We start from the raw sequence: 13,088 nt of genomic DNA on the forward strand, positions 1-13,088 counted from the left end.
ATAAATATTCGAACGGACGTGAGCTCAAATTGAGCAAGACCCTGTGATTGTTGACTCATGAAGACTAAACTCCGTCATCTCCTTTCGATCGCTGCCTATGTGTTGGTAACGTGCCTGTTTATGCTGGCAACGCCCGCACATGCTGGCGATACGGAAATCTATCTGCAGGCAAAACAGGCCTACCAGACCAGAAACCTGCCGCTGCTGACCGAGTCGCTGGAGACGCTCAAGCAACGTAAATCACCACTCGCGCCTTATCTGCAATACTGGCAAATGATCCTGACCATGGATCAGCTCTCTTATTACCAGGTGCAGGCTTTCCTGCAGGAAAATAACGAGTCACTGTTATCCCAGCGCGTACGCGAGCTATGGCTCAAGCGGCTGGGGCGGGTGCAGTTCTGGGATCAGTTCGTCGAGATGCGTGCGCAGATTCCCAATTATTACAATCTGAACGACACCGGTAACCAGTGCTTCCAGGTGCAGGCAGGCATTGCGCTGGATGATCCGGTGGCTTACGAAGACGGTAAAACCCTATTGTTATCAGGCAAGGAGTTGCCTGCCGATTGTCAGGGCATGCTGGAAGCATTACAGCAGGTGGGTGTGCTGGATGAGGCTTTTCTGCTGACGATTTACCGCAATGCGCTGTTTGCAAATAAACCCGGCATGGCTAAAGTCCTGGCGAAACGCAGCAGGAAAACCGATGCCACCTTGCTCAAACAGATTGATGACGTAGCGCAGAACCCGGCGCTGATACTTAAAAAGAATAATGTGCAGGATAAATCAGCCTATGGTCGTGCGCTGTATTTATATGCCATCCATCGCCAGGCCAAGGCCGATACTGCCCTGGCACTCAGCAGCTATCAAAAATACAGCGGACTGCTCAGCAACGAAGAAAAGCAGCTGATGCAAGCATATATCGCGCTGGAATCTGCTCGTAAACACGAGCCTGAGGCCATCCGTGCTTTTGCCAAAGTGGAGCCGGCGACCCTGAGTAACGAGCAATGGGAATGGTATGCGCGCAGTGCGCTGCGTGAGCAGGACTGGCCAGTGCTGCTGAAAATCATAGGCAATATGCCAAATGCATTATCAGACGAGCACACCTGGCGCTACTGGAAAGCCCGCGCGCTCAAGAACAAAGGCCAGGTCGCAGAAGCCAACCTGCTGCTGGCAAAACTGTCGCAGGAACGTCATTTTTATGGCTGGCTGGCGGCAGAAGAACTGGGGCCGGTCGCCGGCGAGCCGATGGCGACTTATCAACCTGCCGATGAAGAGGTGCGCCAGTTTGCAAGGCTGCCAACCATCAAGCGTATGGAAGCCTTGTTTGACGCCGACGCACGTTATGAAGCGAGACTGGAATGGATGTATCTGCTGGAAGCGCTGGATGACTCTTCGCGCATAGTCGCGGCGCAATATGCCTTGCTCAAGGGCTGGTACGATTTAACCGTGCTTGCCGCCGACAAAACCAGCCGCACGCATAACTTTGAGTTGCGCTACCCCACGCCTTATAGAGATTACCTGCAGAAAGCATCGAAAGCGCGTGAGATCGATGAAGCCTGGGTGTACGGCATCATCCGCCAGGAAAGCCGTTTTATGCACTATGCCAAGTCGTCAGTCGGTGCCGGCGGGTTGATGCAGGTGATGCCTGCCACCGCCAAGTGGATAGCCAAGAAACTGGGCTGGAGCAGCTACAGCGATGCCATGCTGCATGATATAGATACCAATGTGAATCTCGGCACCTACTACATGCGCTATACACTGGATACTTTCAATGGCCAGGAAGCGATGGCGACTGCCGCCTATAACGCGGGTCCTAGCCGCGCCAGACGCTGGGCGGGCAACACGCCACTGGAAGGGGCCATTTATGCCGAAACGATTCCTTTTAGTGAGACACGGAATTACGTGAAAAAAGTGCTGGCGAATGCGCATATGTATGCGCCCCGGCTGGGCTTGCCTGTCATTACGCTCAAAAAGCGTCTGGGGACGATTCCGGCCCGCAGTTCTGGTCTTGCAGAGACAGAAACTGTGACGACCACCATCACCATTTCAGAGCAAGAGTAAGCTGGTGCGGCATTTTTCTGTACAATCTCTTTAATACCAAAATGCATTGGGAATGAGCAATATGAAGACAGTCACAGTATTGGGTGGTAGCGGTTTTGTCGGCAGCAGTGTAGTGGCCGGGCTGGATCAGGCAGGCTACCAGGTAAAAGTATTGACGCGCCGCAGAGAGCAGGCCAAACACCTGATTCTGTTACCTTATGTGCAAGTAGTTGAGTGCGATGTCAACGACCAGGCCGCGTTGCGGGCACAACTGGCAGGTAGTGATGTCGTGATTAACCTGATCGGCATTTTGCACCAGACCAGTGACAATGGCTTTGAAAAAATGCATCACCAGTTGCCACGTCGTGTGGCGCAACTCTGTGTGGAGCTGGGCATTCCGCGGCTGCTGCAAATGAGCGCATTGCAGGCTTCAGTCAGTGCGCCGAGTGAATATTTGCGCAGTAAAGCGGCTGGCGACGAGGCGGTGATGGAGACCAGTAAAAAACTGCATGTCACCATTTTCCGTCCTTCTGTCATCTTTGGCGCGCGCGACCGTTTTATCAACCTGTTTGCCAAGTTGATCCAATACATTCCGGTACTGGCGCTGGCCATGCCACAAGCGAAATTCCAGCCGATCTGGGTAGAGGATGTGGCCGCTGCCATGGTGAATGCGGTCGATGAACCTGCGACTTATGGCAGGATCTATGAGTTGGGCGGCCCGGCGATCATGACCTTGCAACAGGTGATGGAAGCCGTGATGAAAACCACAGGCGTGCAACGCCCCATCATAGGCTTGAGCACCCGGCTTTCGTTGTTGCAAGGCAGCTTTATGCAATTGCTGCCTATCAAATTATTGTCGCGTGACAATGTGAAATCCATGCAGGTGGATAATGTCTGCCAGCAGCCGATGGCGAATGAACTGGGCGTCGTGCCTACCGATATGTTTGCGGTGATCTCAGGCTACCTGGTAGAAAATAATCCACGCGGTGCCTACGATCAGTTTCGTGCAGCGGCAGGGCGCGTGATTAACGCCAGGCGTTAATACCTCGTTTTCTCTAGTCAATGCGAACCTGCACATGAAAATCTACCAGGTAGGCGGCGCCGTTCGCGATGGCCTGCTGGGCCTGCCGGTCAAAGACCGCGACTACGTTGTCGTCGGCGCCACGCCGGAGCAGATGCTGGCGGCTGGTTATCGTGCAGTCGGCAAGGATTTCCCGGTATTCCTGCATCCTGACACGCAGCAAGAACATGCACTGGCGCGTACCGAGCGTAAAACCGGCAAAGGCTACAAAGGCTTTAGTGTCTATGCCGCGCCAGAAGTCACGCTAGAAGAAGACCTTGCCCGGCGTGACTTCACCATGAATGCCATCGCGCAAGCCGAAGATGGCACGCTGATTGACCCTTTTCACGGGCAACAGGATATCCAGAAAAAACTGTTACGGCATGTCACTGAAGCGTTTAGTGAAGACCCGGTGCGCATTTTGCGGGCAGGGCGTTTTCTGGCCCGTTTCACTGAGTTTACCGTTGCCCCTGAAACGCTGGCGCTGATGCGCGAGATGGTCGCAGCAGGCGAAGTCGATGCCCTGGTTCCGGAGCGTGTCTGGCAGGAGATCGCCAAAGGCCTGATGGAAAAGCAGCCTAGCCGCATGTTTGAAATGCTGCGAGATTGCGGTGCGCTGCAGGTCATCCTGCCCGAACTGGCCCGCTTATGGGGCGTCCCGCAGACGGCCCTCTATCACCCCGAAATAGATACTGGCGTGCATGTCATGATGGTGATTGATTACGCCGCCAAACAGGGCTTCAGTTTGCCAGTGCGCTTTGCTGCCCTCACGCATGATCTCGGTAAAGGCACGACACCGGCAGAGGTGCTACCGCGACACATTGGACATGAGTTGCGTAGCGTAGACCAGATCCGGGATGTCGTCGCGCGGCTCAAAGTGCCCAATGATTGCAAAGACCTGGCGCTGGTGGTGGCTAAATACCACGGCAAACTGCACGCCGCCAGGCAAATGAAAGCCAGTACCCTGTTAAGCTTTCTGGAAGAACTGGATGCGTTCAGGCAGCGCACACGTTTTGAAGATTTCCTGCTGGCCTGCGAGAGTGATAGCCGGGGGCGACTGGGGCTGGAGGATAGCCCGCTGCATGATGCTGAGTATCTGGCCGCCGCCTTGCAAGCCGCCCTTACGGTTGATGCGGGTGCCATCGCCAGACAGCATACCAACCCGCAGTCGATTAAACAGGCCATTTTTGAAGCGCGATTGCAGGCAATTTTAAATAGTGATTCTGCTTAATTCAGGCGCACTTCCCTGATCAATTTGTATTGGTGACCTTCATCCTTAGTCATGGATGAGATGCCTTCATCACACGTCTTAAACTTTCCCAAATACTTGTAATCCGGGCTTTACCCCTAATCGCATTTTTTAAGTTTCTGTCCGACTTCTTAATAGCAAAATCCCAAATTGTATTTTATTGTTAATTTATGTTTGTGTTAGCATTCTGATTACCTAAATTAACAATTGAAAAGGGTGTTATTTATGAAGTCGGTAATCTGTTTGGTATATTCACTTTCACTGGTAATAAATACGGTGTGGGCTGAAGATGAGTGGCATCACAATTTGTATGTGGGAGGCAAAATCGGTCGCTCTCATGTCAGTTATGACCTGACCAGTGGCAGCATTGGTGCCGCGGAGGAGAGACTAGGCCGGCAATTATCTATTGATCGCAGGGACACCATTTATGATGCAGTTGTTGGCTACCGATTTAATGACTATATTTCGGCTGAGGTCGGTTATCTGGATTTAGGCGATTACACAGCCAAAGCAGACTCTCAGAATAAAGCAATGGCCAGTGCTTCAGGTGCCACCATCAGTGCCTTATGGAGCTACCCGTTTAATGAGACGTTTAGTGTGTTTGCCAGAACAGGTTTGATGATTGCTAAAACTCGTACCAAAGTACGTTATCTCGACAGCGATAATGAATTGGTTAGTGCGCGTCAAAACAGGTCGGATGTAGTGCCTTTATTAGGTGTAGGTGCAAATTACAATCTGACTAAAAACTGGCAGTTGACCGCTGAGTATCGCGATGTCGGTAGCGCAACGCTGGCAAAAGCAGCAGGCGAATCCCTAGATATCGAGGTGAGTGCATTTACGATTGGCGCCAATTACTTTTTTTAAGCAGCGCTTGCTGCACCCATGGTAAAAAGGAGGCGGTTTCAACTGCCTCCTTTTTTATGTTCCATCCGTATATCGAGTGGTATATACCTTCACCGCTCTGGTATTTAGCGACTGTTGATTGCCGTGCGGTTTCTGCCACTCCGTTTGGCTTGATACATCAGCGCATCCACAGATTCAACGAATGTTTTAAAGTCGTCATTGCGGTTGGGCGTGATGCTGCTGGCGCCGACGCTGATAGTCAGTATCTGGCTGACTTCAGACTTGGCATGCGGGATCTGCTCCTTGAACACCAGATTGTGGCAACGTTCAGCAATCTTGCTGGCTGACAATTCGTTGGTTTGAGGCAGTATCAAGGCGAACTCTTCACCGCCAAAACGGGCAAAAAAATCCTTGGCACGTACACCCGCTTGCGTAAGTGTGTTTGCTACCTGCTTAAGTGCTTCATCGCCTTGTAAATGCCCGTAAAAGTCATTAAATTGCTTGAAATAGTCGATATCAATCATGATTAATGACAAAGGGTGCTGGTGTTGTCTGGCTTCCAGCCATTCGCGTTCCAACACCGTATCGAACATGCGCCGGTTGGCGACACCGGTCAAACCGTCTTTGTAAGAAAGCTCTTCCAGTTTTTTTTGCATGATGAGCAATTGCTCTTCGGTCTTTTTACGTTCACTGATATCAAACATAAAACCGATCAATGCCTCAGGTTCGCCGCTGGGTGTGCGCATCACATGCACCACGTCACGTATCCAGACAAAGCCGCCTTCTGCGGTGAGGGCGCGGTAGTCTGCTTCATGATCCAGCCCTTGTATCGATTGTTGCACGCAAAAGTTGAACACGCGTTCACGGTCTTCTTCATGGATGCGGTTGACCCAGTCTTCCACTGTTTTCCAGCTATCCTGTGTCCAGCCAAGCACCTGCTCGATCTGCGGGCCAATGTAGGCGAATTGCTTGCTTGCCCAATCGATTTTCCACGGGATGGCTTTGGTGGATTCCAGCAGGGTTTTATAAATGGAGCTATCGCTATCAACAGGCGGTGTATTCATTTCGCGAACTTATTTATCACAATATGATAATCAGGTTACATAAGTGACAAATACTACGCAATAGCCCGCCAGGCTTATTCAGGTAAGAAAGCGTTAACTTTTTGGGCGATGGCCAGGCCCAGCACGCCATGTTGATCGGCATCCAGATGTACGCCATCCACCTGGCTGGCACTGATCACACTGCCCGCATCAAAGAAAGCACAATTCAACTGCGCACACACCGCCTCGTAAGCGGCTGCCAGGCCTATGCATTTGGTTTCTGCTGCTTTAAATTTGGCTGCGATCAGCCCTTTGGGCGACAAGATAGGCGGTGGCGCCACTACCAGGATGGGCGGCACCGGCATGCCTGGTTCAACCGGCGCAGTACGTATGGTGTGGATCAAGCTGGCGATGCCCTGGCTGGCGTGCCAGGCCGTGTGCGTATGCATGGATTGAAAGTCATTAGTGCCCAGCATCAATATGACCAAACACAGCGGCGAGTGGATTTCTATGCGTTGCGCCAGGCCTTGCTGGCCATTGCGACCAGGTTTGAATGGATCATTGAACACGGTGCGTCGGCCATTCAGGCAATCCTCTATTACGCGTACAGAATGACCTTGCTGGTTAAGTGCAATCTCCATGACCCCGGGCCAGCGTTGTACAAAAGGCAGGCGCTGGCGCGTATCGGGGATAATGCCCCAGGTGAGTGAATCTGAATATACCAGGATGTGCTGCATGGTGTGCTCCTGATTAAAAGTCATTCATCTAAAGCTGTGTGAGCGTTTGCCCGGAGGTGGCTGGCACCACTGATGTTCACAAGGAATGCCATCGTTGTCGCCATCCATTTCGGTATCAGGGCAATTTGCCAGAAAGTAGTGCGCTTCAACACAGGATGTCATTTGCGAGCAATGGGTACGGCCATCGCAGCGACTATTTGTCTGCATTGGATTTGAGGTTTGCGCGGGAGATGCTGACTCAGTTTTGCGGGGGCGGCTAAAACGAAGCGGTACTTCTTCAGCAGGGCTGATGCTGTGCTGAGGCTGGTCAGCGATCACCCACGGCAAGATCAGGTGATCAAATAATAGATACGCCCCGCACACTAAGAAAATCAGCCCGGAAATCTTGAGGATATTCATGGGCTGTTGTCGTTTTGCGTTATTGGATATTCAGGAAGTGCTGGATCACCAGCTTGGCCAGAAAGCCTACCATGCCTAAGGTGAGCGCCAGGAAAAGGGCAAATGTGCCTACTTTGCCGGCTTTGGCTTTCCAGGCCAGGTTGCCAACGATAAAAATCAGAAAAAGTATCAGTGCGGCCAGGCCGTAAGTCATGCCAACTTCAGTCAGCTGTGCTTCGGTCAGGCCAAAAATCGTGTTTTCCATGAATGAAGACTTTCAGTGGATAAAATAAGGGCCAGCCGTTTATTGCAGGCTGGCGGTGATCAGTTGTGTAATATGTTGCTCGAGGTTATCGCTAGGCTTGCGTTTAAAGCCGCTTTTGGCAAACGCATGCCAGCGGCCAACAACAAAGCTGATCATGGTGTTTGCTGCGATACCGGCATTGGTGATCTGGTTGCCTTGTGCCTCGGCGATGCGCAGCGATTGTTTCACGCTAGCTTCCAGGCGGTCTATCAACTGGTTAATGCGCGCCTGTAAGGCTTCGTTTTCATTCACCAGGGCATCGCCTATCAGCACGCGAGACATGCCGGGGTTACGCTCGGCAAATTTCAGCATGGTTTGCAGCATCAGTTGCACCTGTTTCAGGCCGTCGGTTTCATCGCTGGTGATCTTGTTGATCACCCCAAACAATGCGCCTTCAATAAACTCGATCAGGCCTTCAAACATTTTGGCTTTATTGGCAAAGTGGCGGTACAACGCTGCTTCTGACACTTCCAGTTTGGCTGCTAGTGCGGCGGTAGTGATTTTTTCACCACGCGGGGTTTGCAGCATACTCGCCAGTGTTTCCAGAATCTGTTGTTTGCGGTTTGCTCTTACTTCTTTGTTGATAGTCGCCATGATGTATTCTGGAATCCCTGATAATGCGGTTGTTGTCGTTTTGCGCTTATTTTAACCGGATTCGCCAGGAGCGGGAATGCATGCAGCGTGTTTTTTCAATCCACTGTGAGTGAGTGCCAACACATGCGGCAATCTATATTGCACAAAGTTTGGTTTGTGCAGGCGCCGACTGATCCACACGGTGCGCATGCCAAGTCGCTTTGCAGTCATCAAGGCTGGCAGGCTGTCTTCAAACAGGGTGCAATCGGCAGCACAGCATCGCAGCTGGCGTAATAACATGCGAAAGCCGCGTACAGAAGGTTTGGCATGGAAGCGTGAAGACTCAACGCTGAATACCACGCTGAAGCAGTCGCTGATGCCCAGCACTTCCAGCACGCGTACCGCATAGGCACGCGGCGCGTTGGTAAACACACATTTGCGGCCCGGCAGGCGTTGTAGCAGTTGGCGCAATTGCTTGGTGGTCTGCACCATGTCGTCGGTAAGAAACGCATGCGTCTCCGCCAGAAAGTGATGCGGATCGACATGGTGATGGCGCATCAGCCCTTTGAGGGTGGCGCCGTAAATGCGCCAGTAATGCTGGCGTAACTGGTGGGCTGCAGGCTCTTCCAGCGCCAGGAGATCCATGATGTAGCGCGTCATGGATTGATTCATGACCGGGAAGATGTGTGCGGAAGCGTTGTGCAGGGTGTCATCCAGATCGAAAACCCACACCCTGCGAGACATAGAATATAACTAAAGTAAGTGTTTGCTTACGGCTTATTTGGCTTTGAGCTTTATTTTGCTTTGATTAAAGTACCAACACCTTCATCGGTCAGCACTTCCAGCAATAAAGCATGCTCTACGCGGCCATCGATGATATGCACGGTTTTCACGCCGCTACGGGCGGCATCCAGGGCTGAGCTGATTTTTGGCAGCATGCCGCCACTCAAGGTGCCATCCGCAACCAGGTCATCAATCTGTCTTGGGGTCAGCCCGGTCAGCAGTTGGCCCTCTTTATCCAGTACGCCGGGCGTATTTGTCAGCAGGATGAGTTTTTCGGCATTGAGGATTTCTGCGAGTTTGCCAGCCACTACATCGGCATTGATATTGTAGGTTTCACCTTCACGGCCAACGCCGATAGGCGCGACAACGGGAATAAAGTCACCACTATCGAGGAAGGTGATAATGCTGGGGTCAATCGCTGTGATCTCACCCACCTGGCCGACATCGATCATTTTGGTCGGGTCTTTGAGGTCTTCCATCAGCAATTTTTGCGCGTGGATGAAGTTACCGTCCTGGCCGGTCAGGCCGACCGCTTTACCACCGTGGCGGTTGATCAGGTTGACGATTTCTTTGTTCACCTGGCCGCCGAGCACCATTTCCACTACGTCCATGGTTTCTTCGTCAGTCACGCGCATGCCCTGGATAAACTCGCCTTTTTTGCCCAGCTTATCCAGCATCTCGTTAATTTGCGGGCCGCCGCCGTGCACCACTACCGGGTTCATGCCAACCAGTTTCAGCAGCACCACATCTTGCGCAAAACATTCTTTCAGGCGTTCATCAGTCATGGCATTGCCGCCGTATTTAATGACGATGGTTTTATCAAAAAAACGTTTGATGTAAGGCAGGGCTTCAGACAGGGTTTGCGCTTTTTGAGCGGCTTTTGAAATATTCATCATATGGATATGCAATTAAGGATATGCGTATTCTATCTGCTGATAGTTAAACAGTGAATGCATTAGCGGGTTAATTTTGTTCAGGATGTTTAATAAGAAGGCGATTCGCCGACTTTGTTCAACTTTATTCGCTGGATATGAAGTAATTAAGACATTGCCCGCGCGGCCCAGAGCGAAGTGCCAGGGAGAAGAAGGAATGATGTGTGAGTGGTTTAAATGGCTGGTGTTTAGCACCCGCCATTTAAACCGGGTACGTCATTTTTATCATCGCCTGGCGCTAGGTCAGGCCAGTACTTTCACAAACACTTTGGATTTCCGTTGCAGGTTATACAGTTGCTGCTTTTCTTGCGGCAGCTGGTCTACACTCTGCTCAGTAAAGCCACGCTCCAGAAACCAGTGTTCGGTACGTGTGGTCAGGCAAAACAAAAACTGGTGGCCCATGGCTTTCGCCTGTTCCTGGCAAAAGTTAAACAGTTTGTCGCCGCGTCCGCCACCACGGTAGGCCGGGTCTATGGCCAGGCAGGCAAACTCCACCATTTTCTCGGCAGGGAACGGATACAGAGCGGCGCAACCAATCGCCCGGTTATCATGTTCCATCACGTAGAAATAGTTGATTTCCATCTCAATACGTTCACGCCCGCGCCGCACCAAAATACCTTCATTTTCCAGTGGCTCAATCAGCATGAGGATGCCGCCTACGTCATCAATATTGGCCTGGCGCATGGTTTCCAGCGGCAGCTCGGTAATCATGGTGCCTATACCCTGCCGGGTAAACAGTTCCTGGATAATGGCGCCATCGATATGCCTCGAGATCAGGTGCGTCCTGGCGACGCCATGCTCACAGGCGCGCACGGCAGCAGGCAGGTAATAATTCACATCTTCCGAGAAGTTGATCGGGTCATCACTTTCCTGCACATTGCGCAGCATGTTTTTCGCTTTGGCAGAGGTCATCTCGCGCAATAATTCTCCACGCAAGTTATGTATGCCTTCAGAACCCATCAGGAAGATCAGTTTTTCTGCGTCCAGCGCAATCGCGGCACTCACTGCCACATCTTCCAGCGTCAGGTTGAATATTTCACCAGTAGGCGAATAACCCATGGGCGACAGCAGCACCAGTTCGCCATCGTCCAGCCGCTTCTGGATGCCCACCGCATCGATCTTGCGTACTTCACCGGTATGTTGCAGGTCTACGCCATCTCGCACGCCCAACGGCTTAGCGGTGACAAAATTGCCACTGGCGACACGGATATCGCTGCCTGCCATCGGCGAGTTGGAAATGCCCATGGATAACAGCGATTCGATCTCGACCCGCACCGTGCCATTGGCCTCTTTTACCGCTTCCATCGCCGTGTCATCGGTAATGCGCAGGCCATTATGCATTTTGGGGATCAGGTGGTCGCGCTTGAGTCTGTGTTCGATTTGCGGGCGTGCGCCGTGCACGAGCACCAAGCGCACCTCCAGGCTGGCAAGCAGGTTCAAGTCGTGCGAAAGGGCGATAAACTGTTGTTCGCTGACCACTTCGCCGCCAAAGGCGATCACAAAGGTGCTACCGCCAAACGCGTGGATATAAGGCGCGGCGGAGCGAAACCAGTGCACAAAGTCTTTGCTGTTGGCGCTGGAAAGGATCGCCGGCGGCGTATTGGTCAGGTTGCTGGGTGTTAAATCGGCATCGTACAATCGGCCAGGCGTGGTGCTCAGAGCCTGGGCAGCAGCGCGTAACAAGGCGTCCGAGATCCCGATTTCACCACGTTCTATGCGCGACAGATTGCTGGTATCCGTGCCCATGCGTAGCGCAAGCTGCTGCAAGGTTAAATTTTGCGATTTTCGCAAATTCCTGATATTTGAGCCTATCATTTGAGTATTTATTAAATTTAATTTGCAAAACAATAATTCAATTTGGTTTTTTATGCAAATTAAACATAAAAAATGACGGCCTGAGCCGTCATGTTAAATAAGTCAGAGAGAGGCGACGTTTACTTCAACTGATGGCCCCTGGCCGCACTGAACGGTAAATGCGGTTGCTCTGCCGCTTGCTCAGTACCAGTTGCCAAAGTTGACCTTGCCGCGAGCGGAAATACCCGGCACAACACATCAGGTAGTATTTCCACATGCGGTAAAAACTTTCATCATATTTAAATTGTAATTCTGGCCAGGCGCGGCTGAATTTATCCCACCAGGCCATGAGCGTGCGGTCATAATCCGTGCCGAAATTGTGCCAGTCTTCAATCAGGAATTTCTTTTCTATGGCGCTGCTCACTTCGCTTGCAGAAGGTAATTTACCGTTAGGGAAGATATACCTGTCTATCCAGGCATCGGTGTACAACGCGGTTTTATGGTTGCCTATGCTGTGCAGCAGAAATAGCCCATCGTCTTTAAGCAGGCGATGCACGGTTTCAAAATAAATAGGATAATTTTTTGGCCCTACATGCTCAAACATGCCGACTGAGACTATCTTGTCGAACTGCCCTTGCAGCTTGCGGTAATCCATCAGCTGGATATCGACAGATAAACCAGCGCACCGCTCTTTTGCTACCGCTTGTTGTTCCACAGACACGGTGATGCCAACCACATTGACCGCATAATGCTGTGCCATATGTTTGGCCAGCCCACCCCAGCCACACCCGATTTCAAGCACGCGCTCACCAGGCTGGAGGTCGAGTTTGCGGCAGATCATATCCAGTTTGTGGGTCTGTGCTTCTTCCAGCGTATGGGCGTGTTGCCAATAGCCGCACGAGTAACTCATGCTAGAGTCGAGCATCGCCTCAAACACATCATTGCCGATATCGTAGTGCAGTTGCGCAACCTGAAAGGCACGATGAGGTGCCTGCAGGTTAAATAACGCATGGCGGAGAACATCGCCTAACAGTTGCAGTTTGCCCCAGCCACCCATTTCTTCATCGATGTCAGCGCGCATCACCCGGTTGAAAAACTCATCAAGGCGGGCACAGTCCCAGCGTCCCTCGATATAGGCCTGCCCAAACCCCAGTGTGCCGCGGGCCAGCACATCGCGATAGACGCTTTCGTCATAAACCTGGATATCCCAAGGTGCATCGCCATTAATGGTGATGCCAGTTTTGCCCAGTAGTTTGACCAGGGTTTCTGGTGGCGCAGGCTGCTGCGTGGCGAAATGATTAAATGTAGTTTTTGGCATCGCGGTCACACTCCTCCAAAACGCGTACAGATTGCAT

Annotated in this window: 13 protein-coding genes; 4 read left to right on the forward strand and 9 right to left on the reverse strand. The window is 51.8% G+C overall.

The window, feature by feature from the left end:
* The first annotated feature begins 57 nt into the window (after positions 1 to 57).
* The 4 genes from ACTS9Y_RS08285 to ACTS9Y_RS08300 all read left to right on the forward strand — a co-directional run bounded on the left by ACTS9Y_RS08285 (position 58) and on the right by ACTS9Y_RS08300 (position 5,210).
* Entirely contained in the window at positions 58 to 2,058 is a 2,001-nt protein-coding gene (locus tag ACTS9Y_RS08285; RefSeq protein WP_442585471.1) for a transglycosylase SLT domain-containing protein, read from the forward strand.
* A gap of 61 nt (positions 2,059 to 2,119) precedes the next feature.
* Entirely contained in the window at positions 2,120 to 3,079 is a 960-nt protein-coding gene (locus tag ACTS9Y_RS08290) for a complex I NDUFA9 subunit family protein (RefSeq protein WP_442585472.1), read from the forward strand.
* Positions 3,080 to 3,113: 34 nt separating this feature from the next.
* Complete coding sequence (locus ACTS9Y_RS08295; RefSeq protein WP_442585473.1) at positions 3,114 to 4,328, forward strand: multifunctional CCA addition/repair protein; 1,215 nt, start codon at positions 3,114 to 3,116, stop codon at positions 4,326 to 4,328.
* Positions 4,329 to 4,571: 243 nt separating this feature from the next.
* Positions 4,572 to 5,210, forward strand: a complete 639-nt coding sequence (locus ACTS9Y_RS08300; protein WP_442585474.1) for an outer membrane beta-barrel protein — start codon at positions 4,572 to 4,574, stop codon at positions 5,208 to 5,210.
* A gap of 104 nt (positions 5,211 to 5,314) precedes the next feature.
* Here ACTS9Y_RS08300 and ACTS9Y_RS08305 read toward each other — a convergent pair whose 3' ends face one another.
* From ACTS9Y_RS08305 to cfa, 9 genes are all read right to left on the reverse strand, one after another.
* Complete coding sequence (locus ACTS9Y_RS08305; RefSeq protein WP_442585475.1) at positions 5,315 to 6,253, reverse strand: GGDEF domain-containing protein; 939 nt, start codon at positions 6,251 to 6,253, stop codon at positions 5,315 to 5,317.
* A 74-nt stretch (positions 6,254 to 6,327) separates the two neighbouring features.
* The gene (locus tag ACTS9Y_RS08310; RefSeq protein WP_442585476.1) at positions 6,328 to 6,969 is read right to left on the reverse strand and encodes an SGNH/GDSL hydrolase family protein; all 642 of its coding nucleotides are present in this window, start codon (positions 6,967 to 6,969) and stop codon (positions 6,328 to 6,330) included.
* Positions 6,970 to 6,993: 24 nt separating this feature from the next.
* Positions 6,994 to 7,368: an excalibur calcium-binding domain-containing protein gene (locus ACTS9Y_RS08315; protein ID WP_442585477.1), complete on the reverse strand. Its 375-nt coding sequence runs from the start codon at positions 7,366 to 7,368 to the stop codon at positions 6,994 to 6,996.
* A gap of 19 nt (positions 7,369 to 7,387) precedes the next feature.
* A complete protein-coding gene (locus ACTS9Y_RS08320; RefSeq protein WP_442585478.1) occupies positions 7,388 to 7,612 on the reverse strand; it encodes a DUF2788 domain-containing protein in 225 nt (74 codons plus the stop codon).
* Between the two features lie 39 nt (positions 7,613 to 7,651).
* Positions 7,652 to 8,245, reverse strand: coding sequence for a nucleoid occlusion factor SlmA (slmA, locus tag ACTS9Y_RS08325; RefSeq protein WP_442585479.1), 594 nt, complete (start codon positions 8,243 to 8,245; stop codon positions 7,652 to 7,654).
* A 51-nt stretch (positions 8,246 to 8,296) separates the two neighbouring features.
* Positions 8,297 to 8,968: a pyrimidine 5'-nucleotidase gene (locus ACTS9Y_RS08330; RefSeq protein WP_442585480.1), complete on the reverse strand. Its 672-nt coding sequence runs from the start codon at positions 8,966 to 8,968 to the stop codon at positions 8,297 to 8,299.
* A 50-nt stretch (positions 8,969 to 9,018) separates the two neighbouring features.
* Complete coding sequence (gene argB / locus ACTS9Y_RS08335; protein ID WP_055828162.1) at positions 9,019 to 9,903, reverse strand: acetylglutamate kinase; 885 nt, start codon at positions 9,901 to 9,903, stop codon at positions 9,019 to 9,021.
* A gap of 279 nt (positions 9,904 to 10,182) precedes the next feature.
* Positions 10,183 to 11,754, reverse strand: coding sequence for an amino-acid N-acetyltransferase (gene argA, locus ACTS9Y_RS08340; RefSeq protein ID WP_442585481.1), 1,572 nt, complete (start codon positions 11,752 to 11,754; stop codon positions 10,183 to 10,185).
* 124 nt (positions 11,755 to 11,878) lie between these two features.
* Positions 11,879 to 13,051, reverse strand: a complete 1,173-nt coding sequence (cfa, locus tag ACTS9Y_RS08345) for a cyclopropane fatty acyl phospholipid synthase (RefSeq protein ID WP_442585482.1) — start codon at positions 13,049 to 13,051, stop codon at positions 11,879 to 11,881.
* Positions 13,052 to 13,088: the final 37 nt, after the last annotated feature.

Source organism: Methylophilus sp. (assembly GCF_052173275.1).
Taxonomy (GTDB): domain Bacteria; phylum Pseudomonadota; class Gammaproteobacteria; order Burkholderiales; family Methylophilaceae; genus Methylophilus.

Excerpts from the sequence above, each read along its gene's own strand:
- ACTS9Y_RS08285 (WP_442585471.1), top strand. The coding sequence starts at position 58 with ATGAAGACTAAACTCCGTCATCTCCTTTCGATCGCTGCCTATGTGTTG.
- ACTS9Y_RS08290 (WP_442585472.1), top strand. The coding sequence starts at position 2,120 with ATGAAGACAGTCACAGTATTGGGTGGTAGCGGTTTTGTCGGCAGCAGT.
- ACTS9Y_RS08295 (WP_442585473.1), top strand. The coding sequence starts at position 3,114 with ATGAAAATCTACCAGGTAGGCGGCGCCGTTCGCGATGGCCTGCTGGGC.
- ACTS9Y_RS08300 (WP_442585474.1), top strand. The coding sequence starts at position 4,572 with ATGAAGTCGGTAATCTGTTTGGTATATTCACTTTCACTGGTAATAAAT.
- ACTS9Y_RS08305 (WP_442585475.1), bottom strand. The coding sequence starts at position 6,253 with ATGAATACACCGCCTGTTGATAGCGATAGCTCCATTTATAAAACCCTG.
- ACTS9Y_RS08310 (WP_442585476.1), bottom strand. The coding sequence starts at position 6,969 with ATGCAGCACATCCTGGTATATTCAGATTCACTCACCTGGGGCATTATC.
- ACTS9Y_RS08315 (WP_442585477.1), bottom strand. The coding sequence starts at position 7,368 with ATGAATATCCTCAAGATTTCCGGGCTGATTTTCTTAGTGTGCGGGGCG.
- ACTS9Y_RS08320 (WP_442585478.1), bottom strand. The coding sequence starts at position 7,612 with ATGGAAAACACGATTTTTGGCCTGACCGAAGCACAGCTGACTGAAGTT.
- slmA (WP_442585479.1), bottom strand. The coding sequence starts at position 8,245 with ATGGCGACTATCAACAAAGAAGTAAGAGCAAACCGCAAACAACAGATT.
- ACTS9Y_RS08330 (WP_442585480.1), bottom strand. The coding sequence starts at position 8,968 with ATGTCTCGCAGGGTGTGGGTTTTCGATCTGGATGACACCCTGCACAAC.
- argB (WP_055828162.1), bottom strand. The coding sequence starts at position 9,903 with ATGATGAATATTTCAAAAGCCGCTCAAAAAGCGCAAACCCTGTCTGAA.
- argA (WP_442585481.1), bottom strand. The coding sequence starts at position 11,754 with ATGATAGGCTCAAATATCAGGAATTTGCGAAAATCGCAAAATTTAACC.
- cfa (WP_442585482.1), bottom strand. The coding sequence starts at position 13,051 with ATGCCAAAAACTACATTTAATCATTTCGCCACGCAGCAGCCTGCGCCA.